Below are 26,108 nucleotides of genomic sequence, written 5' to 3' on the forward strand. Positions count from 1 at the left end.
ACCCCGGGCGGCCGCCCAGGTCTCGCGCGGCCGCCCGGCATCCACCGGCTCAGCCTGCCGACGAGGCCCGCAGCAGGCGGAGTTGACCGATCTCCGTCACGTTCTTCATCAGCTCGGCATTCACCCACGCCACCATGTGCGCGACGGTATGCGCGGGGTCGTCCTCCCACGGGAAGGGCGCCGTCGCGTCGAGTTCGCCGTCGGTCAGCCCCTCCAGCACCGTCAGCCACTCCTCCCGCAGCTCGCGCAGCCACGCCACGGTGGCGGCCTCTTCACCGGGGAAGACGACGGCGGAACGGTCCCGGGGCGGGCGGCCCTTCGCATGGTCCAAGGTGACACTCCACCACCAGCCCAGATGCCAGCTCACCCAGCCCATCGTCGGGACCGGCACCGGATCGGGCTCCGTCTCCGCGAAGTCCGGCACCCAGCTGCCGTCGGCGTCGCGCCGTACGGTCCAGCAGTTCGGGCCCGGCTCCCACAGCAGATCCCCGGGCTCCAACCGCTCCAGGTGATACTCGAACAGCGACCACGTCAGCTCGAACTGCCAGCGCAACAGCTGACATCGCGATTCCTGCATCGCCAGACCGTGCCACCGGACCTCCCGCGCGGCAAACCGATTTCCCGGCGAGGCCCCGATGACCGGGGCGGTCAACTCCGCTGCGGGACGAGGAAGTCGAGTGCGCTGTCGACCGTGAACGGCGCGCCGAGTATCCGGCGATGGCCGAGACCGGAGGTGACGAGGAGTTCGGCCCGCGCGTCATAAGCCGATACGAGCCGATGGGCCTGCTGAAGCGGCACCATCCGGTCGCCCTCGTCGTGGACGATCAGCATGGGCAGGTCGATGTCGCCGGGCCGGTGCGTCGCGTCGAAGCGCTCCCAGACCTTCTCCACCTCCGGGAACAGCCGGGTCTCGACCTGCTGCCGCAGACCGGCGCGGAGAGTGGGGTTCAGCCGGAGCATCCGGCTGAACCCGTCGACCAGGAAACCGAAATCGCTCACCCCCGCGACAGCGACCAGCCGCTCCGCCTTGATCCGTTCGCGGAGGGCGAGGAAAGCGCAGAGCACCCCGAAGGAGTGCGCGACGACGGAGTGGAAGGGGCCGTGCCGGTCCTGGAGCCGCGCGGCGATCTCGGCGTTCTCCAGGACGGTCGTCGTACGCCCCTCGGAGTCGCCGTGCCTCGGGGCGTCGAACGAGACCGGGCTCAGGCCGAGGGCCTCCAGCCGGGGCACGAACGCGGCGAAGCGGGAGGCGCGGGACTGCCATCCGTGCAGCATGAGCACGGGGCGCTCGCCGTCGCCCCACCGATAGGTGGTCACACGGCGGCCGTCGGAGACGAGTTCGTCGGTCTTCGCGCGGATGTGTACGTCGTGCTCGGACGGCAGGACCTTGCCCCGCTTGAGGGGTGCGCGGAAGACGGCGTACGCCATCCGTCCCGCGAGCGCGGGGGAGACCGTCGCGCCCGCGTTGAGGGCCGACCCCAGAATCGCCTCCGCGCGCTGCCTCCGCCGTCCGTCGCCGTGCTGTGTCCGCTGTGTCCGCATGCCGCCCTCCCGTGTCGTTCCGGCTCGCGCCGCGGCCCTGGCCGGTTGGCCGGCGCAAGAAAATTAACCGCACGGTCGTGCGGTTAGTTGCCCGCAGTCTGGCACATGACCGAACGGTCGTCCACCGAGTAGACTGCGGCTGCGTGGCTGCCGACACGGCTGCGCCTGCGGCTGCCTTGCGGCTGCGCCAGCGGGCGACAGCCCGTGGCACCTGTCGCAGGCGGGACGACGACGGAGGAACTGTGGAGCGGTCGGACGGACGCGTCGAACGCGGCAACCAGACGCGACGGCTGGTCTTGGGCCGAGCCGTACAGGTCGCCTCCTCGGAGGGGCTCGACGGCCTCTCGCTGGGCCGCCTCGCCGGGGAGCTCAAGCTGAGCAAGAGCGGCGTCTTCACCCTCTTCGGCTCCAAGGAGGAGCTTCAGCTCGCGACCGTACGGGCCGCCATCCGGATCTACACCGAGCATGTCGTGCAGCCGGCCCTGGAAGAACCGGCCGGGCTGCGCCGGGTCGTGCGCCTGTACGAGAGCTGGCTGACCTACTCGCAGGAGCGGGTCTTCCCCGGCGGCTGCTTCTTCGCCTCCGTCTCCGCCGAGTTCGACGCGCGCGAGGGCCGGGTGCACGACAGCATCGCCCAGGCACGCGCCGACTGGACCGCCTTCGTCGAACGCACCCTCCAGGAAGCCCTGCATGCCGGAGAGTTCACCGAGGGCACCGACGTCCCCCAGCTCGCCTTCGAGATCATCGCGCTGCTGGAAGCCAGCAACGCCGAGTCCGTACTGCACGGCGACGCCTCGGTCGACGCGAAGCCGTACCAGCGGGCCCGGCGCGGCATCCGCGACCGGCTGGCGGCTGCCGCCACCGATCCCGCGGCCCTGCCCACCGGCGACTGACGCCGGCACACCAGCCTGCCGCCGGCACAGGTGCGGGCCTCCCCGGACCTCGCCCCGCCCCCTCTCGTCTCTCTTCCGCGCCCGCCCTGTCCGGTCAGGAGCCGACGCCCAACTGCTCCCAGTCGTCGGCAAGGGCGGTGAGCTCGCGCAGCAGCCGTTCGCGGTTCCCGGAGTCGTACCGTGCGAGCAGCCGCTCGTTCAACTCCCGTGCCCGGCCGTCGGCCTCACGCAGGGCGCGCTCGCCCTCCGGTGTGGGGTGCAGCAGTTTCCGGCGGCCGTCCGAGGCCGCGGTCCTACGCTCCAGCAGCCCGCGGTTCTCCAGCCGCCGCACCAGGTCCGCCATGGTGGAGGTGTCCAGCGCGACGGCGGAGGCGAGCGAACTCTGGTCGCTGCCCGGATGGGCCCGCACCGTCGTCAGAACGGCGAACTGCGGTCCGGTCAGCGTCTGGCCGACACCGCGCAGCCACACCGCGAGATACGCCTGATACAGGCGTCGCACCTGATATCCGGGTGCGGTGGTGAGCACGTCAGGAGCGGTGGGGGCGGTGGGCGTGCCGGGGGAGGGGCCCGCTGCCGCAGGGTCCGACGTGGGGGTTTTCTCCGGGGTTTTGTCAGCCATGCACCCACTTAAGCACGGGAGTTGGACGCTCCCCCGGCCGCGGTTGACCGGGCGGCTCCCTCCGGGTAGTCGGCCACAACCACCGCAGCGGAGGCCCTTCCGGGTGTCGTCCGGGCAGTACTTCTGGCGAAGACTGCTCAGTAGAGGATCGAGGGCAGGTACGCCCCGGCGGGCTCGTTGTAGAGGCCGATGGTCATCAGGCTCATCAACTGCACCACCCTGAGGCCGTTCGCGAGCCCCCATTGCACCAGCGGACTGTTGCGCGCCGGCACGAGGATGCCGGGGCCGCCGAAGGCGGGAGCCGAGGCGATCAGGGCCTGGAGCCCCGTGGTCGTCTCGGCCACAGCGTGCGCGAAGAACGCGAGGTCCGTGGCGTAACCGGTGATGCGCCCCTCGTGCTCGACGACACGGGCCGTGCCGTGTCCGAGCGCATCGGCGACCTCGCCGCCACGGTCGAAGCCGTGGACTCTTCGGCACAGTTCGTTGCACGGTGCCAGATCCGCTTCCGTGGCCTCCCGGACGGTGTGCCCGGTCACCGCGCGCGAAATCGCAGGCCCTTGCATGCACGCCACCGTCTCCCGGAACGCGAACCCGAGGCTCGCGTACAGCGAGAACGATCTGGTGTGATACCCGCTCTGCAAGAGACGGATTCCGGGCGCTCCCTGCTCGGCGGCCCGGTCCATCACGTCCTGCATCAGCCGACGGCCCGCGCCTCGGTTCTGCACGGCAGGATCGATGGTGAGGGGCCCGACCCCGACGACGGACGAGCGCTCGTCGAGAAAGTTACTGCCCACGATCCGGCCGTCGAGCTCGGCGACGACGCTGTAGAACCCGGGGTGGGTCAGCCCCGCATGGATCAGCTCGACACCCACCTCGGGACTGGGCACGTCGGGCGGAAAGGCATGCTCACGAGCAATCCCGGCAAAGGCTTCGAAACAGATCCTGCCGCACTCCGCGGCATCGTCCCCGGTACCCGGGCGCAACACAAGCTCCACGACCGCCGATCCCTTCCTCGCACCATTCCAGCCGCATGTTCCTTCCCTCGTCCGATCCTCCGCCCCCGGACGACGGCGCCCACGTTCCGACGCGCCACGTCGGATGCGGAAGTGACGCCACGCAGTTCGGTCGGCTCGACCTGACCGAGCGGGTTGCCGTCGCCGAAGTCGAAGGCGCGCGCGGACCGGCAACGGCGGATGAGCTTGTCAGTCGTACGGGGGGAGCTCACCGGAGCCGCGGGCGATCAGCCTCGTCGGGCGCGAGACCGTACGGGGCTCGTCATCGGCGCCGTCCAGCCGCCTGAACAGCAGCTCGGCAGCGCTGCGACCGAGGTCCGCCGGGTCCTGGGCGACGACCGTGACCGGGGGCGAGAGCAGATCGGCCAGCTCGAAGTCGTCGAACCCGACCAGCGCCACGGGCCGGTCCCGCCGCTCCGGCGCGGCCAGCACCCGCACCAGGGTGACCGTCACCCGGTTGTTGCCGGCGAAGAACGCGGTCACGGGCTCAGTGGCGTCGGTGCTGCCAAGCATTCGGGCCGCGTCGGCCCGTACCCGGTCGGAGTCCGTGCTTCCCGGAGCCACCCAGGAGTCGGTCACCGGCAGACCGGCGTCCTCCATCGCGGCGCGGTAGCCGCGGAGCCGTTCCTGGGCGGTGTGGATCTCCGGCCGGTCACCGATGAATCCGATACGCCGGTGCCCGTGCGCGATCAAGTGGGCGACACCGGTGCGCGCCCCCTCGAAGTTGTCGGAGAGCACCAGGTCGGCCGCTATCCGCCCGGGCGGCCGGTCGACGAACACGGTGGCCACGCCCGCGGCGATCTCCGGGGCCAGATAGCGGTGGTCGTCACTGGCCGGGATGATCACCAGTCCGTCGACGCGGCGGGCACACAGCGCCAGCGCCAACTCCTGCTCCCGCTCCGGATCCTCCGCGCTCGACCCGTTGATCAGCAGCGCACCATGTGCCCGCGCGACCTCCTCGACCGCGCGGCTGAGCGGCGAGTAGAACGGGTCGGCCAGGTCCTCCAGCACCAGGCCGATGCTGGCCGTGGTGCCCTTGCGCAGTACGCGGGCGCTGTCGTTGCGCCGGAAGCCGAGCGAGGTGATGGCCTCCTGTACCCGTCGCTCGGTGTCGCTGGAGACCCCGGCCTCGCCGTTGACGACGCGGGAGACGGTCTTGAGGCCGACGCCCGCCCGTGCCGCCACGTCCTTCATCGTCGGGCGGCCGGCATGGCGGCGGTCCCCGCGGCGCGGACCCGCGGCGCGCGGTCCTGCGGCGCGCGGTCCTGCGGAGGCTGAGGGGAGTGCAGTGTCGGAGGCGTCGGCTGCCACGGGTCCTGTTCCTTGTCGGAGGGGTCGGGCGGTTGGGGCGGGGCGGTCGGTGCTGTCGTTGATCGTGGTGCGGAGCAGCAGCATAGCCGCGGGGACGGGTCAGGTCCGCGGTCCGGACAACGTTGTCAAGAAGGGTCGGCTCTTGCAAGACTTGGCCGGTCCACCCCGCGCACCGTGCGGGTCCGTACACCGCACGCGCAGGAGTCGACTGCCCATGCACAACGACCTCGTCGCCGCGCTCGACATCGGCGGCACCAAGATCGCGGGTGCCCTGGTGGACCGCGGCGGCAGACTCCTCGCCCGCACCCAGCGGCCGACCCCCGCGCAGGAGAGCGCCGGCCAGCTGCGCGCGACCGTCGACGAGGTACTCGGCGAACTGACCGCCGCCCGCGAATGGCACCGCGTCGGCGCCGTCGGCATCGGCAGCGCGGGCCCCGTCGACGCCAAGGCCGGCACCGTCAGCCCGGTCAACATCCCCGCCTGGCGCGACCATCCGCTCGTCGCCGACGTACGCGAACGGGCCGGCGGCCTCCCCGTCACGCTGATCGGCGACGGCCCGGCCATCGCCGCGGCCGAGCACTGGCAGGGCGCCGCCAAGGGCCGCGCCGACGCCCTGTGCATGGTCGTCTCCACGGGCGTCGGCGGGGGCCTCATCCTGAACGGCGCTCTCCACTCCGGGCCCACCGGGAACGCGGGGCACATCGGGCACATCAGCGTCGACATGGACGGCGACCTGTGCCCCTGCGGATCGCGCGGCTGCGTCGAGACCCTCGCCAGCGGTACCAACATCGCCCGCCGCGCCCTGGAGTCCGGCTGGCGCCCCGGCCCGGATCAGGACACCACCGCGGCAGGCGTCGCCGCCGCCGCCCGCGCAGGCGACCCACTGGCCCGCGCCGCCTTCGCCCGGGCGGCCCGCGCCCTGGCCGCCGCCATCGCCGCCACCGCCGCCCTCGTGGAGCTCGACATCGCCGTCATCGGCGGCGGGGTCGCCCGCGCGGGCGACGTCCTCTTCGCCCCCCTCCGCACCGAACTGAAGCGCTACGCCACCCTCCCTTACATCCGGGGGCTCGAACTGGCCCCCGCCGCCACCGGTACCGACGCCGGCCTCATCGGCGCCGCCTCAGCGGGCTGGCAGCTGCTGGCCGCCGGGGAGATGTGAGAGGGCGCCCCTCCCTCAGTTTCGGCAAGGGTGGTGCCCCTGCCCGGTGCTTACGGGGTGCGGGGCGAGATCCGTGCGGGTTACCTGTCGTGCTTGCCGTGGCGCAGCGGTTCTTCCGGTTCGGCTGCGCTCGCCGGGGAGACGGGGGAGGAGCCGGGGGTGTCGGGCGGAATGTCGGGGCCTGCGGCGCGGGGATCGCCCTCGGAAGGCTCGGCGCCGGATGCGAGCTGGTCCAAGCGTGCGGTCAGGATCTGCCTCACCTGCGGCCGGTCCGCGTGTGCCTGCTCGTACTCCAGGAGCCGCCGCACCTCGTCGCTCCCCAGCGACCTGATCCGGTGCTCCACACTCCCGGCCGGCAGCTGGTCGTAGTCGGGCAGCGGCAGAGCGTTGGACTGCTGTGCTGACATGGGCTTCCGGCCTCCTCGGTGGCAGGGATTCCGGTTGTCCGGCGCGCGCCGACGCGCGCCGGTTCGCCGTCTGCTCCGGTCGTTCCCGGACGGCGCCGCAGTCCGGCGGGTAACCAGGTCGGGCGGTCCGCACACGTCCCCGCTGCGCCCCCGCCTCCGCCCGGTCAGCTCGGCGGAGGCAGGGGCTCTGCCGCCGCGCGGGCGTACGCGGAGGGGGTGACGCCCACCGCCGCGGTGAAGTCGCGGACCAGGTGGGCCTGGTCGCTGTAGCCGAGCTCGGCGGCGAGGCGGGACCAGTCCGTCTCGGGGTGGGCGGTGGCGCGCGCCATGGCTTCGTGGACGCGGTACCGCAGGATCGCCCATTTTGGGGTGACTCCGACATACGTGGCGAACAGCCGCTGGAGCGTGCGTACGGTCAGGCCCGCGTCTTCCGCGAGCCGTTCGACGCGCAGTACGGAGCGGTCCGTACGCACCCGGTGCGCCAGCGCCATGGCCCGCTCGGCGGCGGGGTCCGGGGTGGGGGAGAGGGAGAGCAGGAAGGAGTCGAGGGCCGCCACGCGCTCGTCCTCCCGGTTCGGGTCCAGGACCCTGGACGTGGCCGCGCCGTCGGTGCCGAATGCCTCTTCGAGTGACAGCTGTCGGCCGGTGAGCGTGGAGATCCGGCGGGGCGGCGTGAGGAAGGGGCGGAAGCCGCCTGGGCGGAACTGCACCCCGCACACGCGTCCGACCCCCTCCAGCTTGGTGGAGAACACACCGGTACCCACCCCCGCGACCAGCCCCGTCCTGGGCGCGAGGTCCGCAGGGCCACGCCGCTCGAAGACGACGTTGACGCACGGGTGCGGTACCACCTGTGAGACGTACGGCTCTGCCAGGTCCCAGTCGATCAGCCAGTAGTGCTCGACCCAGCGGCGCAGCGGCTCGGCCGGAAGTCTGCGGCGGAAGTCGACCCGTGCCAGCAGCCCGGGCGCCTGCACGATGCCCCGGGTGTCCCGGCGAGGGCCTACACGCCCGCCGTTGCCGGGACCGGCTCTCCCGGCTGCCCGCTCCCCGTCGCGATCGCTCTGACCTGCCATGACAGCAATCCTATGCGGCGATCGCGGCGCCGCCCGGTGTCGCGTTTCTTCAAGTCACGGCGTGCGGCCCGGCATAGCGTGACGGCATGGCAAACGCACTCGCTCCCCTCATCGACAGCGCCGCCCGCGCGACCGACCCCGTGGTCCGCAGCATCAAGGATGAGCAGCTGACCTGGCCCACACCCTGCGCCGAGTACGACGTGCGGGCACTGCTCAATCACCTCTTCCATGTCGTCGTCAGCTTCCAGGCGCTGGCCGCCAGGGGAACCGCCGACTTCAGCACCACCCCCGACTACCTCGAAGGGGACTGGCGTTCCCGCTTCGGCGACGAGACGGTCAAGCTGGCCGAGGCATGGTCGGCGCCGGACGCGCTGGAGGGCGTTTCCCAGGGCATGGGCCTGCCGCAGCGCACTGTCGCGCACATGGTGATGGGCGATCTGGTCGTGCACGGCTGGGACCTCGCCCGCGCCACCGGCCAGGACTACCGGCCCGATCCGGCCGCGCTCGGCGAAGCCGGACCGGCCCTGGAGGAGATGGCGCCCATGGCCCGGAAGGCAGGCGCCTTCGGCGAGGAGATCGCCGCGCCGCCCGAGGCCACCCCCTTCGAGCGGGTGCTCATGCGCACCGGTCGTGACCCGGGCTGGTCGCCGTCGTGACCAGGGCTGGTCTCGCCGGTGACCCGGGCCGGCCACCGTCGTGACCCGGGCTGGTGGCCATCCTGTCCCCGGGCTCGTGGCCGTCCTGACCCCGGCCGGTCGCCCAACTGACGGTGGCGGGCCACTCCGTCCGTTCCGTCCGTCGATTCCCCGTCTCTCCTGGGGGTCGCACGCGCCTGCGGTACGCGCCGGGGCGCGGGCGCCGTGCCTCGTTCAGCGCCGGGAGAGCCGACCCGGCGCGTTTCCCGCACCGGGTGATGCGGGCAACTGAACGGGGACGACGGATGAGGGGGGAACACCGTGATCGTCTGGCTGAACGGCGCCTTCGGCGCGGGCAAGACCACTGCGGCGTACGAACTCCTGGACCTGCTCCCAGGCAGCACGCTCTACGATCCCGAAGTCATCGGCGCGGAGCTGCGCTGGATGCTGCCGAAGGAACGACTGGCGCAGATAGCCGACTTCCAGGATCTGCGCTCGTGGCGGCGGCTCGTGGTGGACACGGCCGCCGCTCTGCTTACCGAGGTCCCGGGCCCGCTGATCACCCCGATGACGCTGCTGCGACGCGAGTACCGGGACGAGATGTTCGGCGCCTTCGCCGCCCGCCGGATACCCGTACGCCACCTTCTGCTGCACGTCGAGGAGCCCGTACTGCGCGAGCGTATCGACACCCGCGCCGCCGCGGACGGCGGCGCCACCCGGGCCTGGTGCCTGAGCCAGCTGCGCCCCTATCGGGAGGCGCTGCCGTGGATCACCGCTGAAGCGCACACCGTCGACACCACCTTTCTCGCCCCGCGCCGCACCGCCGAACGCCTCGCCGAGGCGATCAGCGCCGGGGCGGGGGACGTGGACATCGTGCAGACGCCCGAACCCACGGCCGAGACGGTCGCCGCCGGGATCCTGCTCTTCGACGACCGCGACCGGGTGCTGCTCGTCGACCCCACCTACAAGCCCGGCTGGGAGTTCCCGGGCGGTGTGGTGGAACAGGGGGAGGCGCCGAGCGCCGCCGGCGTGCGGGAGGTGTTCGAGGAGCTGGGGCTGCGGCTGGACGGTGAGCTCGCGCTGCTCGTCGTGGACTGGGAGCCGCCGCATCCGCCGGGTTACGGCGGGATGCGGCTGCTCTTCGACGGCGGACGGCTCCCGGCCGAGGCTGCCGCGGCGCTGCTGCTGCCCAGCGCCGAACTCCGCGGCTGGCGGTTCGTCACGGAGGAGGAAGCAGCTGAACTGCTGCCTCCGGTACGGCTGGAGCGGCTGCGCTGTGCCCTCCGGGCCCGCCGGGCGGGACACCCGCTCTATCTGGAGGGCGGCGTTCCGACCGGTGCCGCCGACTCGGGCAACCTGCTGCGCTGATCTCTACGAGTGGCTCCGGCCCTGGTGCGGCTCCCAGCGGGTCCGCGCTCAGGCTCCGCCGGCCTGCTCCGCGTAACCGCGCAGGAACAGCGCCTCGGCCACCGCCATCCGCTGCAGCTCGCGCGGGTCCACGCTCTCGTTCACCGCGTGGATCTGCGCCTCGGGCTCGCTCAGCCCGATGAGCAGGATCTCGGCTTCCGGATAGAGCGCGTCCAGCGCGTTGCACAGCGGGATCGAGCCGCCCATCCCGGCGATCTGCATCTCCTGTCCGTCGTACGCCGCGCTCAGCGCCGCGGCCATCGCGGTGTACGCGGGGCTGGAGGTGTCCGCCCTGAAGGGCTGGCCCTTGCCGATCACTTCGGTCGACACCCGCGCCTGCCACGGCACGTGCGACTCCACATGCGCGATCAGCAGTTCGATGGCCTTCTCCACGTCGGTGCCCGGCGGGATCCGCAGCGAGATCAGCGCGCGTGCCGACGCGTGCACCGAGGGCGTAGCGCCGACCACGGGCGGGCAGTCGATGCCCAGCACGGTCACGGCGGGGCGTGCCCACAACCGGTCGGCGACGGCCCCGTCACCGATCAGGCCGACCCCGTCCAGCACCTTGGCGTCGCGCCGGAAGTTCTCCTCCGGATACGGCATGCCCTCCCACCGCGCGTCCGAGTCCAGCCCGTCGATGACAGTGTTGCCCTCGGCGTCCCGCAGCGAGTCGAGGGTGCGCAGCAGTGCCGCCAGCGCGTCGGGTGCCGTGCCGCCGAACAGGCCCGAATGCAGGTTCCCTTCAAGCGTGTCCACCTGAACGCGGAGCAGCGTCATACCGCGCAGGGTGGCGGTGACGGTCGGCAGCCCGCAGCGGAAGTTGCCCGCGTCCCCGATCACGATGGTGTCCGCGGTCAGCAACTCGGGATGCTGCCGTGCGTACTGTTCGAGACCGCCGGTGCCCTGCTCCTCCGAGCCCTCCACGATCATCTTCACCGAGACGGGCAGCCCGCCGTTCTCCTTGACGGCACGCAGGGCGAGCAGATGCATGATGAACCCGCCCTTGCAGTCGGCCGCGCCACGTCCGTACCAGCGCCCGTCCGCACCGTCGGTCAGCTCGAACGGCGGGGTGCGCCAGGCCGCTTCGTCCAGCGGCGGCTGTACGTCGTAATGCGCGTACAGCAGCACCGTGGGCGCTCCCGCCGGGCCCGGCAGATATCCGTAGACGGACCGGGTGCCGTCCGGGGTGTCGAGCGCCGCCACATCCTGGAAGCCCTCCGCACGCAGCGCCTCCGCGACCCAGGCGGCCGCACCCTCGCACTCGCTCCGCGGGAACTGCTCCGGGTCCGCGACCGACCGGAACGCCACCAGCTCGGCGAGCTCGGTCCTCGCCCGCGGCATCAGCGAGGCGACCGTCGCGGCGACAGCCGACACGTCCGAAGCGGGTGATACGGATGACGCGGAAGAAGTGGACGAAGCGGGCGAGGAAGGCATAGCCGTCGGGTCGGACGAAGGCTGCTGCATGGGGAACGCTCCTTGTGGGCGCGACGTTGGCACACGTGTACGGAGACATGTGTATCGCACATGGGCGGGCCCGTAGGATGCGATGGGCCATTCCGTAAGCCGAGGTCAAGCGGGAGCACAACACATCGTGAGCAGCGAGCACGCAGCCGGGAACGAGGACGTCGAGCCTGCGGAGAACGCCGGTACGGGCCGGGCGGGCGGGCCGGGTGAGCCCGGCGAACCGCCCGTCGAGAGCCCCGCCGAGGAAGCCGCGGCGGACGGGGGAGCGGACCGCCCCGTCTGGGACGTCGTCGTGGTCGGCGCCGGACCCGCCGGAGCCTCGGCCGCGTACGCTGCGGCTGTCGCGGGCCGCAGCGTACTGCTCCTGGAGAAGGCCGAACTCCCCCGCTACAAGACGTGCGGTGGCGGCATCATCGGTCCGTCCCGCGACGCCCTGCCTCCCGGCTTCGATCTGCCACTGCGGGAGCGCGTGCACGCCGTGACCTTCTCCCTCAACGGCAAGCTCACGCGCACCCGCCGCTCCCGCAACATGCTCTTCGGCCTCGTCAACCGGGACGAGTTCGACAACAGCCTGGTCGAGTCAGCGCTCAAGGCCGGTGCCGAGGTGCGCACCGGTGTCACGGTCTCCCGCGTCGAACAGCACGGCCCTGCCGTGCCCGACCGCCGCACGGTGGCCGTCGTGCCGGCAGGCGAGGAACAGCCCGTTCTCGCCCGGGCAGTCGTCGGCGCCGACGGCAGCGCCAGCCGGATAGGGGCACACGTCGGCGTCAAGATGGGCCAGGTCGACCTCGGCCTGGAGGCCGAGATCCCGGTCCCCGAGAGCGTCGCCGAGGACTGGGCCGGGCGGGTGCTCGTGGACTGGGGCCCGCTGCCGGGCAGTTACGGCTGGGTCTTCCCCAAGGGCGACACCCTCACCGTCGGCGTCATCTCGGCCCGCGGCGAAGGCGCGGCCACCAAGCGCTATTTGGACGACTTCATCGGCCGCCTCGGCCTCGCCGGATTCGAACCCGCCGTCTCCTCCGGTCATCTGACCCGCTGCCGTACGGATGACTCGCCGCTCTCCCGCGGCCGGGTGCTGGTCTGCGGTGACGCGGCCGGACTGCTGGAGCCCTGGACCCGCGAGGGCATCTCCTTCGCCCTGCGCTCGGGGCGGCTGGCCGGCGAGTGGGCCGTACGGATCGCCGAGGCGCACGACGCGGTGGACGCGCGGCGGCAGGCCCTCAACTACGCGTTCGCCGTCAAGGCCGGACTCGGCGTCGAGATGGGTGTGGGTCGGCGGCTGCTGCGGATCTTCTCCCGCCGCCCCGGCCTCTTCCATGCGGCGCTCACCGGATTCCGTCCCGCCTGGAACGTCTTCGCCCGCTTCGCCCGCGGCGCCACCTCCCTCGCCGAGGTCGTCCGCGTCCACCCACTCGCCCGCCGGGCCCTGGACACCCTCGACCGCCGGGAGGCCGGACGGGGCGAGGGCGCCGACGGCGCGGTCGGCCCCGGCAGCGACTCCGGGGCCGACGACGGAAGTGCGGGTGACGGCACCGGCGGGACTGGCGGAGCCGGTGGGACCGGTGGGACCGGTGGAGGCCGCGACGGTGGCGGAGGCCGCGACGGCGGTGAGGGCGGCGGCGGTGAGGGCCGTGGCGGTGGTGAGGGCAGCGCTGACGGGACGACGTCCGGGCGGTCCGCGTAGCCGCCTTTCGCGCGGGGCGGGGCACTCGCCCCGCGCAGCCTGCGCGGGCGTTCAGTTGGTGTAGGTGAGCCGGAAGACGGGGTGACGCTCCGCCACCGAGCGGAGCTCCTCGTCGGAGGAGTCCGGGCCCACGCCCTCGAAGAACGCCCCGACCTCCCACTTCCACTTGCGCAGATAGGCTCGCAGAATCTCCGGCTTCTCCGCGTCGGGTACCTCGGCCGCGGTGAAGCGCCGACCGCGCTTGCCGTGGAACATCTCGCCCCCTCCCGCGGCGCGCATGTTGTGCGTCCACTGGACGTGTCCGCGGGCGGCCACCAGATAGACCTCGCCCTCGTGGGTGAGCGGGTTGACCGGGGTGCGGCGCCACTCGCCGCTCTTGCGTCCCTTGACCGCGAGCACGCTCGACCCCGCAAGGCTGATACCCCGCCGGGAGAGCCAGGAGACGGCGCGGTTCAGCACCTTGTTGGTGAACCAGCCGGGGCGCTTGACGAACGGCTTGGACGACATCTGTTCCTCCGACGAGGGGCGGGTGGAGCGGGGCGGCGATGGGGAGCGGCGATGGGAAGCGGTGGGCGAAGCGGCGATCCGAAACGAGAGCACTGCTCTCGATGTAGAGCAGTGTTGCACCGACCGCGCTCCGAAACAAGAGCACTGCTCTCGAATCGCGGCGCCGCCCTCGCTGGCGAGCGCCGCCCTCGTTGACGAGCGGCGTCCTCGAAGAGGAGCAGTGCTCTCGTTATTGAGCGCCGCTCTCCTACCTGGCACACTGCTCTCATGAGCAGCAAGATCCAGGGCGCCCGGCAGCGCGCCCGAGGCGAGATCACCAGCGCGATCAAGGACGAGGCACGTCGCCATCTCGCGAACGAGGGCGCCTCCCGGCTCTCCCTCCGCGCCGTCGCCCGCGAGCTCGGCATGGTCTCGTCCGCCCTCTACCGCTACTTCCCCAGCCGCGACGACCTCCTGACGGCGCTGATCACCGACGCCTACGACGCGGTGGGGGCAGCGGCCGAAGCGGCGCTCGCCGAGGCCGAGTCGGTGGGGGACTCGCATCTCGTCCGCTGGCGGGCCGTCTGCCGGGCCGTGCGGGCGTGGGGGCTGGAGCATCCGCACGAGTACGCGTTGATCTACGGTTCGCCCGTCCCCGGGTACGCGGCTCCGCCCACCACCACGCAGCCCGCGTCCCGGGTCGGTCTCGCCCTGCTGACGGTTCTCCGTGACGCGCACGCCAGTGGCGCACTGCGGGAGCCCGGCCGGTCCGCCGCAGCGCCGGACGTGGTGCTCAAGGACACCGAGCGCCTGGTCGGGGAGCTCGGGGTGCGGCTGCCCGCGGCTGTGGCGGCGGAGGCGGTCGCGGCGTGGTCGCAGCTCTTCGGGCTGGTCAGCTTCGAGCTGTTCGGGCAGTTCACCAATGTCGTCGCAGCGCGGGACGCGTTCTTCGACCACGCCGTCGAGCGCCTCGCCGACCAGGTGGGCCTGCGGCGCTGACGCGAGCGGCACCCCGCCCACGCGGGCACCGCGCCACGTGGGCACCCCGCCCACGCGGGCACGCTGCTCGTCCGCGTACTCCGCAAGGAGTAGCCGTCCCCACCGCGCTCGGCTGACGCCGCGAGCGCGCGCCAGGTCTAGCGTGAGGGGCGTGACCAGCAAGCTCCCGTTCCGCCGCCCGTCCTGTGCCTTCGCGCACCGGTTCTTCGGCGCGCCCCCGCCCGCCGCCGGGGACGCGCCTCCAGACGGCAACTCTTCCACCGGCGGCAACGCGCGCCTTGGCGGCAACGCGCGCCTCGGCGGCCACCTGTCCCTCGGCGGCAACCCGTTCTCCCTCGGCGGCAACCCGCCCGCCGACTGGCCGCTGTTTCCCCCGTGGCTCCGCCGCCCCGGGCACGGGCCGGGGGTGCGGCGTATCCCGTGGCCGTCCTCGCTCGCCGTCCTGGTCGTGCAGCAGGTCGGCACCACCTTCGCCGCGTACAACCAGCGGGCGGACACCGTGGGCCTGGACGGTGCGGCCCGGGCGCTGCTGGTGCTCGGGCCGCTGTTGTTGCTGCTGCGGCATCGGTTTCCCTGTACTGCGGTGTTCGGTGCGTCGGCGGTCACGCTGGTGTATCTGGCGGCCGGTTATCCCTACGGCCCGGTGCTGTTCAGCGTCGTGGTGGCCGGGTTCGCCGCGCTCGTCGCCGGGTACCGGTACGCGGCCTGGGGGGCGCTCGGGACGCTGTGGGTGGGCAATCTGCTGGCGGCCCATACGTTCTACGGCCGGCTGCCGCCGGCGGGGAACGGGCCGGGGCCGTGGGGGACCGACCTGTTCATGGCCGTATGGATGGTCGCGCTGTGCACGGCGGGCGACCTGGCCCGGGTGCGCCGCGCCGAGCGGGTGCGCTGGGTACGCGAGGAAGAGGAGGCCGCGAAGCGGCGGGCCGACGAGGAACGGCTACGGATCGCGCGCGAGCTGCACGACGTACTGGCGCACAGCATCTCCGTCATCAACGTGCAGGCGGGCGTGGGGCTCGCACTGCTGGACTCCGATCCGGCGCAGGCCCGTACGGCACTCACCACCATCAAGTCGGCCAGCAAGGAGGCGCTCGGCGAAGTGCGCCAGGTGCTGGCTACGCTGCGGGCGCCGGGGGACGCGCCCCGCGCGCCGGCGCCGGGTCTGGACCGGCTCGGCGAACTGACCGAGCAGGCCGCGAGCGCCGGGCTCCGGGTCAGCACCGAGACCCAAGGGACGCCGGTACCGCTGCCGCCGGGGGCGGATCTCGCGGCGTTCCGCGTCGTCCAGGAGGCGCTCACCAACACCGTGCGGCACTCCGGCTCCCGCACGGCCGGTATCCGTATCCGCTACGGCACCGACGTGCTGGAGCTGCTCGTCGACGACGAAGGGCCCGCGACCGGCACCGGGCCGACGGGGGGCGGCAACGGGCTGGTGGGGATGCGCGAGCGCGCCGCGGCGTTCGGCGGCACCGTCGAGGCGGGCCGGCGACCGGACGGCGGCTTCCGCGTCCGCGCGACGATCCCGCTGCACTCCGGGGAGAACAGGCCGCCGCTACAGTGAGCGCCCGGCCGCAGAGCCGCCGAGACGAGGAGAGAGACCGTGATCCGTGTGCTGCTGGCCGACGACCAGCTCCTGGTGCGCGCCGGCTTCCGTGCGCTGCTGGACGCGCAGCCCGACATCGAGGTGGCGGGCGAGGCGGCAGACGGCGAGGAGGCGGTCGCGCTGGTACGGGAACTCGGCCCGGACCTGGTCCTGATGGACATCCGGATGCCCCTCGTGGACGGCCTGGCCGCCACTCGTCGTATCACCTCCGACCCGGAGCTGAGCGAGGTGAAGGTGGTCATGCTGACCACCTTCGAGCTGGACGAGTACGTCTTCGAGGCGCTGCGTTCGGGAGCTTCGGGGTTCCTCGTCAAGGACACCGAGCCGGACGAACTGGTGCGGGCGGTGCGCGCCGTGGTCGACGGGGACGCACTGCTGTCGCCGGGCGTCACCCGGCGGCTCATCGAGGAGTTTGCGGCCCGTTCCAAGGAGCCCGCCGGGACCGAGGGGCTGGCCGAACTCACCGAGCGGGAACGGGAGGTGATGGCGCTGGTGGGAATCGGGCTCTCCAACGAGGAGATCGCCCGCCGCCTGGTCGTCTCGCCGCTGACCGCCAAGACCCATGTGAGCCGCACGATGGTCAAGCTGGGTGCCCGTGACCGCGCCCAACTGGTCGTCCTCGCCTACGAGTCGGGCCTGGTGCGCCCGGGCTGGCTCGGCTGACAGCCGCGGAACGGCGGAGCCGCGGAGCCGGCCGGTAGGACGTCTGCTGTCACCCGTCCCGTTTGCGGCGTACGTAGAGCTGTTTGCGCACGCGGGCGACGATGGTGCCGTCCGCCGTGGTGACCGTCGACTCGAACCAGGGCAGCGCCTTGGAGCCGTCGGCGGTGGCGGCGCGGATCTCCTCCAGCCGGTCCTCGGTCAGCTTGAACTCGGTGTAGACATCGCCGCGTCCGGGGGAGACGAACTCGATCTCGGCCGCCTTGTCCCACACCACGTACTCCCGGCCCAGCCGGTTGACCGCCAGCAGGCACCAGAAGGGATCACTCATCGAGTAGAGCGAGCCGCCGAACTGCGTGCCGAAGTAGTTGCGGTTCAGCCGGCCGAGCTTCAGCCGTACCCGGGCGCTGCTCCAGTCGTCGGCGATGTCCAGGACCCGGATGCCTGCAAAGCGGTACGGCGGGTACCAGCTCAGGGCTCGCCGCAGTCCCTTCGGGGTGCGCAGCACGTTAGCCATGAGCGGGACGTTAGCACCGGTCGTTACTGCCCGGTAATCACTTGTTGCCCAGGAACTTCACCAGTGCTGCGGTCAGTTCTGCCGGAGCATCTTCCTGTACGAGGTGGCCCGCGCCCTCGATCAGCTGGAGCCGGGCTCCGGGGATGCGGTCGGCGATCTGGTGTGCGTTGTCGGACCGGATCCAGGCGTCATCGCTGCCCCAGCAGACGAGTACCGGCACCGTTGTCTCGCCGTACCGCTCTTCCGCTTCGTGGGTCCAGCGCTGGTCGTTCTGGGCGATCTGACGGAAGAACGCGGGCTGTCCCGCCTCGTCCAGCCAGGGCCGGGCCAGTTGGTCGAGGACATCGGGGTGCAGGCCCGGCGCGCTGGCTGAGGAGATGTACTCGCGGACCATGGCGCGATGGAGCGCGGGCGGCAGTTGAGCGAAGATCTCGGGGTGCGTGCCCATCAGCTTGTACGTGGGTGAGCCCCAGGAGTCGAAGGCCACCACGACGTTCACCAGCGCGAGCCGCTCGAACGGTACTCCATGCAGCAGGTGCGCGCGCATGGCCACCGTGCCGCCGAAGTCATGCGCCACCACGGCGGGCCGCTCCAGCCCCCAGTGCTCCAGGAGTTCGGTGAACACCCGGGCCTGCGCACCGAGGGAGACGTCCTGCCCCTCGTACTTCGCCGAAGCGCCGTAGCCCGGCATGTCCCACACGTACACCTGGTGGTCGGCCGAGAGCGCGCGGGCGACGCTCCGCCAGGTGTAGGAGGACCAGGGGGTTCCGTGCAGCAGCACCACGGGCGGCAGCGCGGGGTCGCCGAGGGTGGCCCAGCGCACCGTTCCGGTCGTGCTCTCGAAGGTGCGGTCCAGCGTCCATGTGTCGTTCATGGGTACCACTCTGCGGGCTGCTGGGCCGTCGAAAAACTGGCCTGAGTGACGACAAGCGCAAGATTCTGGCCACCTCAGTGGTCCGGCAGCACCGCCCGTCGCGTCGCCGCCGCCGTCACCGAGGCGAGCGCCGCCAGCAGCGCGACCGTCAACAGCGCTGTCCGGAGCGAGAACCAGTCCGCCAGGAAGCCGATGGCCACCGGGCCGAACAGGATTCCGCCGTAGCCGAAGGTGGAGGCGGCGGCGACACCGCCGGGCCCCGCGAGATCGCCGGCCCGCCCGATGGCGATGGGAAAGACGTTGGCCAGCCCGAGACCGGTGAGGACGAAGCCGGCCAGAGCCGGCCACACCGACGGCGCGAGCGAGCCCAGCAGCATGCCGCAGCAGCCGAGCGCGCCACCGCCGACCAGCACCCGGCCGGGGCCGAGCCGTTCGACGAGGGTCGTGCCGGAGAGCCGTCCCAGCGTCATGGCCCCGGCGAACACCGAGTAGCCGGAGGCGGCGAGGCCCGCGCTCGCCCCCAGGTCGTCCGTCAGATGCAGCGCGCTCCAGTCGGCCAACGCGCCCTCGCCGTACGCCGTACAGAGTGCGATCAGCCCCAGTACGGCGACCAGCCGGCGCGCCCGCCCGGTCATCCGCGTGGCCCGAGCGGGACCGGCACCCTGCTCGTGCTCCGCGCGTGGTGCAACCGGCAGTTGGAAGCGCAGCAGGGGCCGGGCGGCCAGTGCGGCGACGATCAGTCCCGCGACCGTGAGGAGCAGCAGATGCCGGGTCGGGCTCAACTCCCCGGCGAGCAGCCCGCCGAGGCCCGCGCCGACCATGCCACCGAGGCTGAAGGCGGCGTGGAAGCCCGGCATCACCGGGCGGCGCAGAGCGGCGATCAGATCGACGGCGGTGCTGTTGAGGGCGACGTTGATCCCTCCGTAGGCGGCGCCGAAGACCAGTAGCACCAGACCCAGGGCGAGTACCGAGCGGGTGAGCGGCGGCAGTGCGACGCTGAGGGGCAGCAGAAAACCGCAGGCGAGCAGAACAGGCTGGTTGCCGAAGCGGGAGCACAATCGTCCGGTCACCATCATGGTGGCCACGGCTCCCGCCGACACGCCGAGCAGCGCGAGGCCGAGAGCGCTGGCAGAGGCGCCCGTCTGGGCCTTGACGGCGGGGATGCGGACAACCCAACCGGCGAAGAGGAAGCCATCGAGAGCGAAGAAGGCGGTCAGTGCGTAACGGAAGCGGCGCAGGTCCGGGCGGTGGGAGGCGGCGGTGGACCGGCCGCCGTGCCCCTTCGCACCGGCGAGCGCCGACCGTATTTTGTTTAGTGTCGGCACAAAGAGAGAATAGAGGCGTGACCCCTACGCGTACAACAAGGTTGGAGAGAGGGCGTTCGGCGCTCGGGCCCGCACTGGAGCTGGTCCACACCGGGCAGGCGCCCACCCGCGCCGTGCTCACCGCCGAACTGGGCGTGACCCGCGCGACCGCCGGGGCCGTGGCCGCCGAGCTGGAAGCCCTCGGGCTGATCACCGTCGACGCCCATCCCACCGCTCCCGTCGGCAGCCAAGGCCGCCCCTCCCACCGGCTCGCCGTCGACCCCGCGGGGCCCGTGGCGCTGGCCGCGCAGATCCACGCGGACGGCTACCGCGCTGCCCTGGTCGGCCTCGGCGGGCGCATCGTCGCCACCGCGCCCGGCTGCGGCACCGTGGACGCCGACCCGGCACAGGTGATCAGCGAAGTAGTCGAGGTGGGCGCCGAGTTGCTGCGCAGCACGGGACGGCGCTGCGTCGGCGCGGGGCTCGCCGTGCCCTCGGCCGTCGCCGAACCGGAAGGCACCGCGCTCAACCCGCTGCACCTCACCTGGGAGGCGGGCGCTCCGGTGCGTGACACCTTCCGCACCTGCCTCGCCGATTCCGATGTCACCGGCTTGGCCGGTGATGCCCCGGTCACCGGGTTCGCCGCCAACGACCTCAACGTCGCGGCACTGGCCGAGCACCGGCACGGCGCCGGACGCGGAGCCCGCCATCTGCTCGTCGTCGGCACCGGACACCACGGCGTCGGCGGGGCGCTCGTGCTCGACGGGCGGCTGCACACCGGGAGTTCGGGCCTCGCCCTGGAGGTCGGCCATCTGACCGTGGACCCCGAGGGCCGCCCCTGCCACTGCGGCAGCCGCGGCTGCCTCGACGTGGAGACCGACCCGGTGGCCCTCTTCGACGCCGCCGAGCGCGAGGCCGACCCCGGCACCTCGCTGCTGACCCAGGCCGCCGAACTCGTCCGTACGGAGTACGACACCGGTCCCGGGGTCCGTGAGGCGGCCGGCCGGCTCATCGACCGGCTCGGGCTCGGCCTCGCCGGGCTCGTCAACATCCTCAACCCCGACCGCATCGTGCTCGCCGGACTGCACCGCGCCCTGGTGGAGGCCGACGGGGACCGGCTGCGCGGCGTCGTCGCGGACCGCAGCCTGTGGGGGCGCAGCGGCAGCGTGCCCGTACTGCCCAGCGAACTGGAGCACAACTCCCTGGTAGGCGCCGCCGAACTGGCCTGGCAGCCCGTGCTCGATGACCCGATCGGAGCGCTGGGAGGATAGGCCCATGCTTATCCGAGCGGGTACCGCCCGCGAACTCGGCAGGCTTCAGGAGATAGAACGGGCTGCGGGCCGGTGGTTCCGCGACCTCGGCATGGACGAGATCGCCGACGACGAGCCGCCCTCGACGGAGTGCCTGCGCGAGTTCGCGGAAGCGGGCGGGCTGTGGGTCGCCACGGACGCCACGGACGGCCCACCCGTCGCCTATGTACTCACCGAACCGGTCGACGGCTGCCTGCACATCGAGCAGCTCTCCGTCCACCCGGACCGGGCCCGGCGCGGCATCGGACGCGCACTCCTCGACCACCTGACGGCCCGCGCAGCCGCCGACCGGATGCCCGCGCTCACCCTCACCACCTTCACCGACGTCCCCTGGAACGCGCCCTACTACGCCCGCCTCGGCTTCCGCACCCTCGCCGCACACGAACTCGGCCCAGAACTACGGGAGATCCGCGTCCGGGAGACCAAGGCAGGGCTGGACCGCTGGCCGCGGGTGTGCATGCGCCGGGAGGTGGACGAGAAACAGGATGCCGCTCGTCGTCGCCGGGGTCCGTAGCCATCGCCGGATGAAGCCCGGTCGCCCACGTCGTTGAGTGACGCGCCTCGCGAGGGAGCAGCCGGAAACCCCCTCCGTACTCCCCGGGAGGTATCCGCACTGCCGCTGGCCGTACGACGACCGGGCCCCTGCTCAACGCGCACTCTCGGTAGCGCGCACCACCGACCGCTACCGAGGAGCTGAGAACCATGCAGACCCTGGCGCAATGGCACAACGGCGGAGGCCCAGGACCCTGGATCCTCTTCTTCCCCCTCGTCTGGGCCGCCGTCATCGCAGGCGGGATCGTCCTGCTGCGCCGCACCGTCCGGCGCGGCGGTCGCGGTCCGCGCGGCCCCTGGCAGCCGCAGCCGCGCATGGCAGAGGGCACCGAGAGCCCGCTCGACATGCTCGACCGGCGCTTCGCGCAGGGCGAGATGGACGAGGACGAGTACTGGCGCCGCGTCTCCGTGCTGAACGAGAGCACCCGTGAGCGCCGCCGCGGCGAGTCCAAGGGCGGCAAGCGATGAGCGGCACCGCCGCAGCCCGTGTCACCGCTGCCGTGAAGGTCTACGGCGGCGGTGACACGGAGGTCCGCGCACTCGACGGCGTGACGCTCGGCTTCGGAACGGGCCGCTTCACCGCCATCATGGGCCCCTCCGGATCGGGCAAGTCCACCCTGATGCACTGCGCCGCCGGGCTGGACACGCTCACCTCGGGGCAGGCGTACATCGGCGGCACCGAACTGGGCTCTCTCGGTGACAAGAAGCTCACCCTGCTGCGCCGGGAGCGGGTCGGCTTCGTCTTCCAGGCGTTCAATCTGCTGCCGACCCTGAACGTCGCCGAGAACATCACCCTCCCGCAGGATCTGGCCGGCTCGCGTCCGGACCCGGAGTGGACCGCAGCTCTCATCGACGTCGTCGGGCTCGGCGACCGGCTGCACCACCGGCCCGGTGAACTCTCCGGCGGTCAGCAGCAGCGCGTCGCCGTCGCCCGGGCGCTCGCCTCCCGGCCCGAGGTGGTCTTCGCCGACGAGCCCACCGGCAATCTCGACTCCCAATCGAGTGAGGAGGTGCTAGGGCTGCTGGGCCGCGCGGTGCACGAGATGGGCCGCACCGTCGTCATGGTCACCCACGACCCGGTGGCCGCCGCACACGCCGACGAGGTCGTCTTCCTCGCCGACGGCCGGCTCGCCGGGCGGATGCAACAGCCCACGGCGGAACGGGTGCTGGACCAGCTCAAGTCGTACGACCGTACGGGGGCGGCCCGATGAGCACCGACAGCAGAGCCCGCGCAGGCGCCGACAACGGCGCCCGAACGGGCACCGACGGCAGCGCCCGTGCCGCGTTGCGGATCAGCTTCGCGTCGCTGCGGACCCACAAACGCCGTTTCGCCGGGACCTTCTCCGCAGTGCTGCTGGGTGTCGCCTTCCTCACCGGCACCCTAGTCATGGGCGACACGCTGCGGGCCAGTTTCGACACGCTGTTCGGCAACGCCACCAGCGGCACCGACGCGGTGGTGCGCAGCGACAGCGTCATCACCACTTCGGACGATGCGATGGGCACCCGCAGCCCGCTGCGCACCGGCGAGAGCCTCAAGGCCGTACGCGGCACGCCTGGCGTCGCCGCGGCCGAACCCGGCATCGAGGGCGCCGGGCAACTCGTCGGCGCCGACGGCAAACCCGTCGGCGGCCAGGGCCCGCCCACCACAGCGGGCAACTGGATCCACGACAAGGAGCTCAACCCCTATGAGCTCTCCCGGGGCCGTGCGCCCCGGTCCTCCGGCGAGGTCGTCGTCAACGAGGGCGCAGCCGAGTCCGGCAAGCTCCGGATCGGCGATGTGACGACCCTGCGTACCCCCGACCCCGTCCGGGTGAGGATCGTCGGCCTGGCCACCTTCGGCGGCGAAAGCGGCATGGGGCAGTCCACCTTCGCCGGGCTGACCCGCGCGGACGCCGAGAAGTACCTGATGCCCGAGCCCGGCATGGCCGCCTCCATCCGGGTACGGGCCGAGGACGGCACCGGCCAGCGGCAGCTCGCCGAGCGGCTGGAGTCCGCGCTGCCCAAGGGCGTCGAGGCCGTCACGGGGGAGGAGGCGGCCGAGGAGAACTCCGAGAACATCTCCGGTCAGTTCCTGACCCTCTTCACCAGCCTGCTGCTCGTCTTCTCCGGCATCGCACTGCTGGTCGCCGTCTTCTCCATCCACAACACCTTCGCGATCGTCGTCGCCCAGCGCACCCGGGAGAACGCCCTGTTGCGCGCCCTGGGCGCCTCCCGCCGCCAAGTGCTGGGCACCACGCTGAGCGAGGCCGCGGTCGTCGGTGCCGTCGCCTCGGCCGTGGGGCTCGCCGCGGGGATCGGGATCGCCGCCGGGCTCCAAGTGCTCTTCCCGGTGGTCGGGTTCCCCTTCCCCGAGGGCTCGTTGGTCATCAGCGCCCTGTCCCTGCTGTTGCCGCTGGGTGTCGGGGTCGCGGTGTGCCTCGCCTCCGCGCTGCTGCCTGCTGTACGGGCGGGTCGCACCGCGCCGCTGGCGGCACTGCGGGAGACCGTCGCGGAAGACACCCGCGTCTCCCGCGCCCGCGCCGCTTTCGGAGTCGTGCTCGGCGCTGCCGGGATCGCGCTCGCCGCGCTGGGGGCCGCCTCCGGCAGCAGGTCGGTGACGATGACCGCGTCCGGCGCCGTCGCCGTCCTTGCCGCGTTCATCGTCCTCGGGCCACTGGCGGCAGCACTCGCCGTACGGGCATTGGGCGGGCCGGTGGCCAGGCTGCGCGGTACGACAGGGGCGCTTGCCCAGCGCAACGCACTGCGCAGCCCCAAGCGCACCGCCGCGACCGCCGGAGCGCTGATGATCGGCGTAGCCGTCGTCACCCTCTTCACCGTCTTCGCCTCCTCGCTGAAGGCGATGATGGACGAGACGGTCAGCCGCAACTTCGCCGGGGACGTCGCCGTCGGCACTCCCGGCTTCGGCGCCGGCGGCAGCGATCTGAGCCCCGAACTGGCCCCAGCCCTGCAGCGGCTGCCCGAGGTGGACACCGCGCTCGGCCTGGGCCGTGGTGTCGCCCGCGTCGACGGCGCTGGCCAGGAACTGACCGTGACCGATCCGGCCGCGCTGCCGCGTGTCATGAACCTGGGCGAGGTGGACGGCTCCCTCACCGATCTGGGCACCCGCGGCATCGCCGTCTCGCGGAGCGAGGCCGCCGACCATGGCTGGCGGCCCGGCTCGGCCGCGAAGCTCACCTTCACCGACGGCACCGAGCAGCGCTTCACCGTCCGCGCCGTCTACGAGACGAGCGGGCTGACCGGCGACTACGTCATCACCGACCAGGCGTGGGCACCGCACCGCACCCAGGACGCCGACAGTTTGCTGGCCGTCGGCTTCAAGGACGGCGTCTCCCAGGAAGCGGGCCAGGCCGCCGTCGAGCGGGTCGCGGACCGCTACGGCAAACCGGATGTGCAGACCCGCGAGGAGTACGCGCAGTCCGCGGCCGGCGGCATCGACATGATGCTGACCCTCGTCTACGCGCTGCTGGGCCTCGCCGTGCTCATCGCCCTGCTGGGCATCGCCAACACCCTCACCCTCACCGTGCACGAGCGTACGAGGGAGCTGGGGCTGCTGCGTTCGGTCGGCCAGACCCGCGGCCAACTGCGGGCCATGGTGCGGTGGGAGTCGGTGCTGGTCGCCACCTTCGGCACGCTCGGCGGACTCGGCCTCGGCGGGTTCCTGGGCTGGGCGCTGGTGCGGGCCACCGACAGCCGGGGGCTGAGCGTCTTCAGCCTGCCGCCGCCGCAGTTGACTGTGATCGCCCTGGTCGGCGTTGCCGCCGGACTGTTGGCGGGCTGGCGCCCCGCGCGCAGAGCAGCCCGCCTGGATGTGCTCCGCGCCATCGCCACCGAGTAGCCCGGGCGGGGCAGCCGGACTGCCGCGGGGCCCTCAGCCCGCTGCTGCGGGTTCCACCTCGGCGGGGGGCGGCACGGGCGCCGGGGCGGGGGCCGAGCGGTCCGGCGGGGCGGCGTCGCGTGCGGCGCCGCCCGTACGGCCCCGGGGCTGGGCGGCCGGATCGGGTGAGGGGGCGGGGAGGGAGAACCATACGGTCTTCCCGGAGCCGTCGGACCGCGTGCGCATCCCCCAGCTCTCACTGATGGACGCCACCAGCGCCAGCCCCCGCCCGCTGGTGGACAGCGGCTCCCGCTCGCCCGAGCCGCGAACCCGGGGCAGCCGGGGGTCGTGGTCGTGTACCGAGACCGTGAGCCGGTTCCACACGAAGGAGAGCTCCACGGTGCAGTGCTTGTCGGCGAGCGCTGCGCCGTCGCCGGCGCTGCGCCCCTCGGGGTCCGCGTGCCGGTGGACGTTGGCCAGCAGCTCGGTCAGGCCGAGCGCGGTGGCGTCTATGAGAGCGTCCAGACGCCAGTACCGCAGCTGGGCGGAGACGATCCTGCGCACCTGGCCTATGCGCGAGGGCAACGCCTGGAACTCCACGGCACAGTGTCGCGCTGGGCTGATCTGTTTGCTCGTGCTGCTCGGTGGACTGATCACGACTGTGACTCCCTCACGAGGGGCCGCCCGGAGGGCGGGGACGGATCACATGTGACGTGCGCTACAGAGCCAGGATGAGAGCGGACGAGCGGAGGTGCAAACGCTCAGCGACGATTCGGTCACAC

26 protein-coding genes are annotated in these 26,108 nt (G+C 72.4%); 13 read left to right on the plus strand and 13 right to left on the minus strand.

Annotated elements, in window-relative coordinates:
* Nucleotides 1-49 precede the first annotated feature (49 nt).
* On the minus strand, nt 50-577 hold the full coding sequence (locus ACTWP9_RS16165; protein WP_443246847.1) for a DinB family protein: 528 nt from the start codon (nt 575-577) through the stop codon (nt 50-52).
* Between the two features lie 71 nt (nt 578-648).
* Entirely contained in the window at nt 649-1,542 is an 894-nt protein-coding gene (locus ACTWP9_RS16170; protein ID WP_443246848.1) for an alpha/beta fold hydrolase, read from the minus strand.
* Between the two features lie 242 nt (nt 1,543-1,784).
* Between ACTWP9_RS16170 and ACTWP9_RS16175 the strand changes: the two genes are divergently transcribed.
* Nucleotides 1,785-2,435 carry a TetR/AcrR family transcriptional regulator gene (locus tag ACTWP9_RS16175; protein WP_443246849.1) on the plus strand — a complete coding sequence of 217 codons (651 nt, stop codon included), beginning with the start codon at nt 1,785-1,787 and terminating at the stop codon, nt 2,433-2,435.
* A 94-nt stretch (nt 2,436-2,529) separates the two neighbouring features.
* Here the strand turns inward: ACTWP9_RS16175 and ACTWP9_RS16180 are convergent, their stop codons facing one another.
* From ACTWP9_RS16180 to ACTWP9_RS16190, 3 genes are all read right to left on the minus strand, one after another.
* Nucleotides 2,530-3,054, minus strand: a complete 525-nt coding sequence (locus ACTWP9_RS16180) for a MarR family winged helix-turn-helix transcriptional regulator (protein WP_443246850.1) — start codon at nt 3,052-3,054, stop codon at nt 2,530-2,532.
* A gap of 137 nt (nt 3,055-3,191) precedes the next feature.
* A complete protein-coding gene (locus ACTWP9_RS16185) occupies nt 3,192-3,926 on the minus strand; it encodes a GNAT family N-acetyltransferase (protein ID WP_443246851.1) in 735 nt (244 codons plus the stop codon).
* 330 nt (nt 3,927-4,256) lie between these two features.
* Nucleotides 4,257-5,261, minus strand: coding sequence for a LacI family DNA-binding transcriptional regulator (locus ACTWP9_RS16190; protein WP_443247011.1), 1,005 nt, complete (start codon nt 5,259-5,261; stop codon nt 4,257-4,259).
* A gap of 331 nt (nt 5,262-5,592) precedes the next feature.
* Between ACTWP9_RS16190 and ACTWP9_RS16195 the strand changes: the two genes are divergently transcribed.
* On the plus strand, nt 5,593-6,537 hold the full coding sequence (locus ACTWP9_RS16195; RefSeq protein WP_443246852.1) for an ROK family protein: 945 nt from the start codon (nt 5,593-5,595) through the stop codon (nt 6,535-6,537).
* An 80-nt stretch (nt 6,538-6,617) separates the two neighbouring features.
* Here ACTWP9_RS16195 and ACTWP9_RS16200 read toward each other — a convergent pair whose 3' ends face one another.
* A complete protein-coding gene (locus tag ACTWP9_RS16200; protein WP_443246853.1) occupies nt 6,618-6,944 on the minus strand; it encodes a hypothetical protein in 327 nt (108 codons plus the stop codon).
* A 164-nt stretch (nt 6,945-7,108) separates the two neighbouring features.
* The gene (locus ACTWP9_RS16205; RefSeq protein WP_443246854.1) at nt 7,109-8,017 is read right to left on the minus strand and encodes an AraC family transcriptional regulator; all 909 of its coding nucleotides are present in this window, start codon (nt 8,015-8,017) and stop codon (nt 7,109-7,111) included.
* Nucleotides 8,018-8,103: 86 nt separating this feature from the next.
* Between ACTWP9_RS16205 and ACTWP9_RS16210 the strand changes: the two genes are divergently transcribed.
* Nucleotides 8,104-8,673 carry a TIGR03086 family metal-binding protein gene (locus ACTWP9_RS16210; RefSeq protein WP_443246855.1) on the plus strand — a complete coding sequence of 190 codons (570 nt, stop codon included), beginning with the start codon at nt 8,104-8,106 and terminating at the stop codon, nt 8,671-8,673.
* A 300-nt stretch (nt 8,674-8,973) separates the two neighbouring features.
* Entirely contained in the window at nt 8,974-10,020 is a 1,047-nt protein-coding gene (locus tag ACTWP9_RS16215) for an NUDIX domain-containing protein (RefSeq protein ID WP_443246856.1), read from the plus strand.
* 48 nt (nt 10,021-10,068) lie between these two features.
* On the opposite strand, the gene ACTWP9_RS16220 is transcribed toward ACTWP9_RS16215, so the two are convergent.
* A complete protein-coding gene (locus ACTWP9_RS16220; protein ID WP_443246857.1) occupies nt 10,069-11,523 on the minus strand; it encodes a dipeptidase in 1,455 nt (484 codons plus the stop codon).
* 82 nt (nt 11,524-11,605) lie between these two features.
* Between ACTWP9_RS16220 and ACTWP9_RS16225 the strand changes: the two genes are divergently transcribed.
* Nucleotides 11,606-13,207, plus strand: coding sequence for a geranylgeranyl reductase family protein (locus ACTWP9_RS16225; protein ID WP_443246858.1), 1,602 nt, complete (start codon nt 11,606-11,608; stop codon nt 13,205-13,207).
* Between the two features lie 51 nt (nt 13,208-13,258).
* Here the strand turns inward: ACTWP9_RS16225 and ACTWP9_RS16230 are convergent, their stop codons facing one another.
* Complete coding sequence (locus tag ACTWP9_RS16230; RefSeq protein ID WP_443246859.1) at nt 13,259-13,714, minus strand: nitroreductase family deazaflavin-dependent oxidoreductase; 456 nt, start codon at nt 13,712-13,714, stop codon at nt 13,259-13,261.
* A 267-nt stretch (nt 13,715-13,981) separates the two neighbouring features.
* On the opposite strand from ACTWP9_RS16230, the gene ACTWP9_RS16235 reads away from it, so the two are divergent.
* The 3 genes from ACTWP9_RS16235 to ACTWP9_RS16245 all read left to right on the plus strand — a co-directional run bounded on the left by ACTWP9_RS16235 (nt 13,982) and on the right by ACTWP9_RS16245 (nt 16,958).
* A complete protein-coding gene (locus ACTWP9_RS16235; protein ID WP_443246860.1) occupies nt 13,982-14,692 on the plus strand; it encodes a TetR/AcrR family transcriptional regulator in 711 nt (236 codons plus the stop codon).
* Between the two features lie 364 nt (nt 14,693-15,056).
* Entirely contained in the window at nt 15,057-16,253 is a 1,197-nt protein-coding gene (locus tag ACTWP9_RS16240; RefSeq protein WP_443247012.1) for a sensor histidine kinase, read from the plus strand.
* Between the two features lie 39 nt (nt 16,254-16,292).
* Nucleotides 16,293-16,958, plus strand: coding sequence for a response regulator (locus tag ACTWP9_RS16245; RefSeq protein WP_443246861.1), 666 nt, complete (start codon nt 16,293-16,295; stop codon nt 16,956-16,958).
* Nucleotides 16,959-17,007: 49 nt separating this feature from the next.
* Here the strand turns inward: ACTWP9_RS16245 and ACTWP9_RS16250 are convergent, their stop codons facing one another.
* The 3 genes from ACTWP9_RS16250 to ACTWP9_RS16260 all read right to left on the minus strand — a co-directional run bounded on the left by ACTWP9_RS16250 (nt 17,008) and on the right by ACTWP9_RS16260 (nt 19,671).
* Nucleotides 17,008-17,472, minus strand: a complete 465-nt coding sequence (locus ACTWP9_RS16250; RefSeq protein WP_443246862.1) for a DUF4442 domain-containing protein — start codon at nt 17,470-17,472, stop codon at nt 17,008-17,010.
* Nucleotides 17,473-17,509: 37 nt separating this feature from the next.
* Nucleotides 17,510-18,346 carry an alpha/beta fold hydrolase gene (locus ACTWP9_RS16255; RefSeq protein ID WP_443246863.1) on the minus strand — a complete coding sequence of 279 codons (837 nt, stop codon included), beginning with the start codon at nt 18,344-18,346 and terminating at the stop codon, nt 17,510-17,512.
* A gap of 74 nt (nt 18,347-18,420) precedes the next feature.
* Nucleotides 18,421-19,671 carry an MFS transporter gene (locus tag ACTWP9_RS16260; RefSeq protein ID WP_443246864.1) on the minus strand — a complete coding sequence of 417 codons (1,251 nt, stop codon included), beginning with the start codon at nt 19,669-19,671 and terminating at the stop codon, nt 18,421-18,423.
* A 17-nt stretch (nt 19,672-19,688) separates the two neighbouring features.
* Between ACTWP9_RS16260 and ACTWP9_RS16265 the strand changes: the two genes are divergently transcribed.
* The 5 genes from ACTWP9_RS16265 to ACTWP9_RS16285 all read left to right on the plus strand — a co-directional run bounded on the left by ACTWP9_RS16265 (nt 19,689) and on the right by ACTWP9_RS16285 (nt 25,347).
* On the plus strand, nt 19,689-20,921 hold the full coding sequence (locus tag ACTWP9_RS16265) for an ROK family protein (RefSeq protein WP_443246865.1): 1,233 nt from the start codon (nt 19,689-19,691) through the stop codon (nt 20,919-20,921).
* A gap of 4 nt (nt 20,922-20,925) precedes the next feature.
* Nucleotides 20,926-21,474, plus strand: a complete 549-nt coding sequence (locus ACTWP9_RS16270) for a GNAT family N-acetyltransferase (protein ID WP_443246866.1) — start codon at nt 20,926-20,928, stop codon at nt 21,472-21,474.
* Nucleotides 21,475-21,662: 188 nt separating this feature from the next.
* Nucleotides 21,663-21,980, plus strand: coding sequence for an SHOCT domain-containing protein (locus ACTWP9_RS16275; protein ID WP_443246867.1), 318 nt, complete (start codon nt 21,663-21,665; stop codon nt 21,978-21,980).
* The gene (locus ACTWP9_RS16280; protein WP_443246868.1) at nt 21,977-22,723 is read left to right on the plus strand and encodes an ABC transporter ATP-binding protein; all 747 of its coding nucleotides are present in this window, start codon (nt 21,977-21,979) and stop codon (nt 22,721-22,723) included. The genes ACTWP9_RS16275 and ACTWP9_RS16280 overlap by 4 nt, the downstream gene beginning before the upstream one ends.
* Nucleotides 22,720-25,347 carry an ABC transporter permease gene (locus ACTWP9_RS16285; RefSeq protein ID WP_443246869.1) on the plus strand — a complete coding sequence of 876 codons (2,628 nt, stop codon included), beginning with the start codon at nt 22,720-22,722 and terminating at the stop codon, nt 25,345-25,347. Before ACTWP9_RS16280 ends, ACTWP9_RS16285 begins: the two co-directional genes overlap by 4 nt.
* A 33-nt stretch (nt 25,348-25,380) precedes the next feature.
* Here ACTWP9_RS16285 and ACTWP9_RS16290 read toward each other — a convergent pair whose 3' ends face one another.
* Nucleotides 25,381-25,983, minus strand: a complete 603-nt coding sequence (locus tag ACTWP9_RS16290) for an ATP-binding protein (protein ID WP_443246870.1) — start codon at nt 25,981-25,983, stop codon at nt 25,381-25,383.
* Nucleotides 25,984-26,108: the final 125 nt, after the last annotated feature.

Origin of the sequence: Streptomyces sp. 3N207, assembly GCF_052246355.1 — a bacterium.
Taxonomy (GTDB): Bacteria; Actinomycetota; Actinomycetes; order Streptomycetales; family Streptomycetaceae; genus Streptomyces.

Excerpts from the sequence above, each read along its gene's own strand:
- ACTWP9_RS16270 (WP_443246866.1), top strand. The coding sequence starts at position 20,926 with ATGCTTATCCGAGCGGGTACCGCCCGCGAACTCGGCAGGCTTCAGGAG.
- ACTWP9_RS16275 (WP_443246867.1), top strand. The coding sequence starts at position 21,663 with ATGCAGACCCTGGCGCAATGGCACAACGGCGGAGGCCCAGGACCCTGG.
- ACTWP9_RS16205 (WP_443246854.1), bottom strand. The coding sequence starts at position 8,017 with ATGGCAGGTCAGAGCGATCGCGACGGGGAGCGGGCAGCCGGGAGAGCC.
- ACTWP9_RS16165 (WP_443246847.1), bottom strand. The coding sequence starts at position 577 with ATGCAGGAATCGCGATGTCAGCTGTTGCGCTGGCAGTTCGAGCTGACG.
- ACTWP9_RS16255 (WP_443246863.1), bottom strand. The coding sequence starts at position 18,346 with ATGAACGACACATGGACGCTGGACCGCACCTTCGAGAGCACGACCGGA.
- ACTWP9_RS16200 (WP_443246853.1), bottom strand. The coding sequence starts at position 6,944 with ATGTCAGCACAGCAGTCCAACGCTCTGCCGCTGCCCGACTACGACCAG.
- ACTWP9_RS16225 (WP_443246858.1), top strand. The coding sequence starts at position 11,606 with ATGGGCCATTCCGTAAGCCGAGGTCAAGCGGGAGCACAACACATCGTG.
- ACTWP9_RS16195 (WP_443246852.1), top strand. The coding sequence starts at position 5,593 with ATGCACAACGACCTCGTCGCCGCGCTCGACATCGGCGGCACCAAGATC.
- ACTWP9_RS16250 (WP_443246862.1), bottom strand. The coding sequence starts at position 17,472 with ATGGCTAACGTGCTGCGCACCCCGAAGGGACTGCGGCGAGCCCTGAGC.
- ACTWP9_RS16210 (WP_443246855.1), top strand. The coding sequence starts at position 8,104 with ATGGCAAACGCACTCGCTCCCCTCATCGACAGCGCCGCCCGCGCGACC.
- ACTWP9_RS16280 (WP_443246868.1), top strand. The coding sequence starts at position 21,977 with ATGAGCGGCACCGCCGCAGCCCGTGTCACCGCTGCCGTGAAGGTCTAC.
- ACTWP9_RS16170 (WP_443246848.1), bottom strand. The coding sequence starts at position 1,542 with ATGCGGACACAGCGGACACAGCACGGCGACGGACGGCGGAGGCAGCGC.
- ACTWP9_RS16190 (WP_443247011.1), bottom strand. The coding sequence starts at position 5,261 with ATGAAGGACGTGGCGGCACGGGCGGGCGTCGGCCTCAAGACCGTCTCC.
- ACTWP9_RS16285 (WP_443246869.1), top strand. The coding sequence starts at position 22,720 with ATGAGCACCGACAGCAGAGCCCGCGCAGGCGCCGACAACGGCGCCCGA.
- ACTWP9_RS16180 (WP_443246850.1), bottom strand. The coding sequence starts at position 3,054 with ATGGCTGACAAAACCCCGGAGAAAACCCCCACGTCGGACCCTGCGGCA.
- ACTWP9_RS16230 (WP_443246859.1), bottom strand. The coding sequence starts at position 13,714 with ATGTCGTCCAAGCCGTTCGTCAAGCGCCCCGGCTGGTTCACCAACAAG.
- ACTWP9_RS16220 (WP_443246857.1), bottom strand. The coding sequence starts at position 11,523 with ATGCAGCAGCCTTCGTCCGACCCGACGGCTATGCCTTCCTCGCCCGCT.
- ACTWP9_RS16235 (WP_443246860.1), top strand. The coding sequence starts at position 13,982 with ATGAGCAGCAAGATCCAGGGCGCCCGGCAGCGCGCCCGAGGCGAGATC.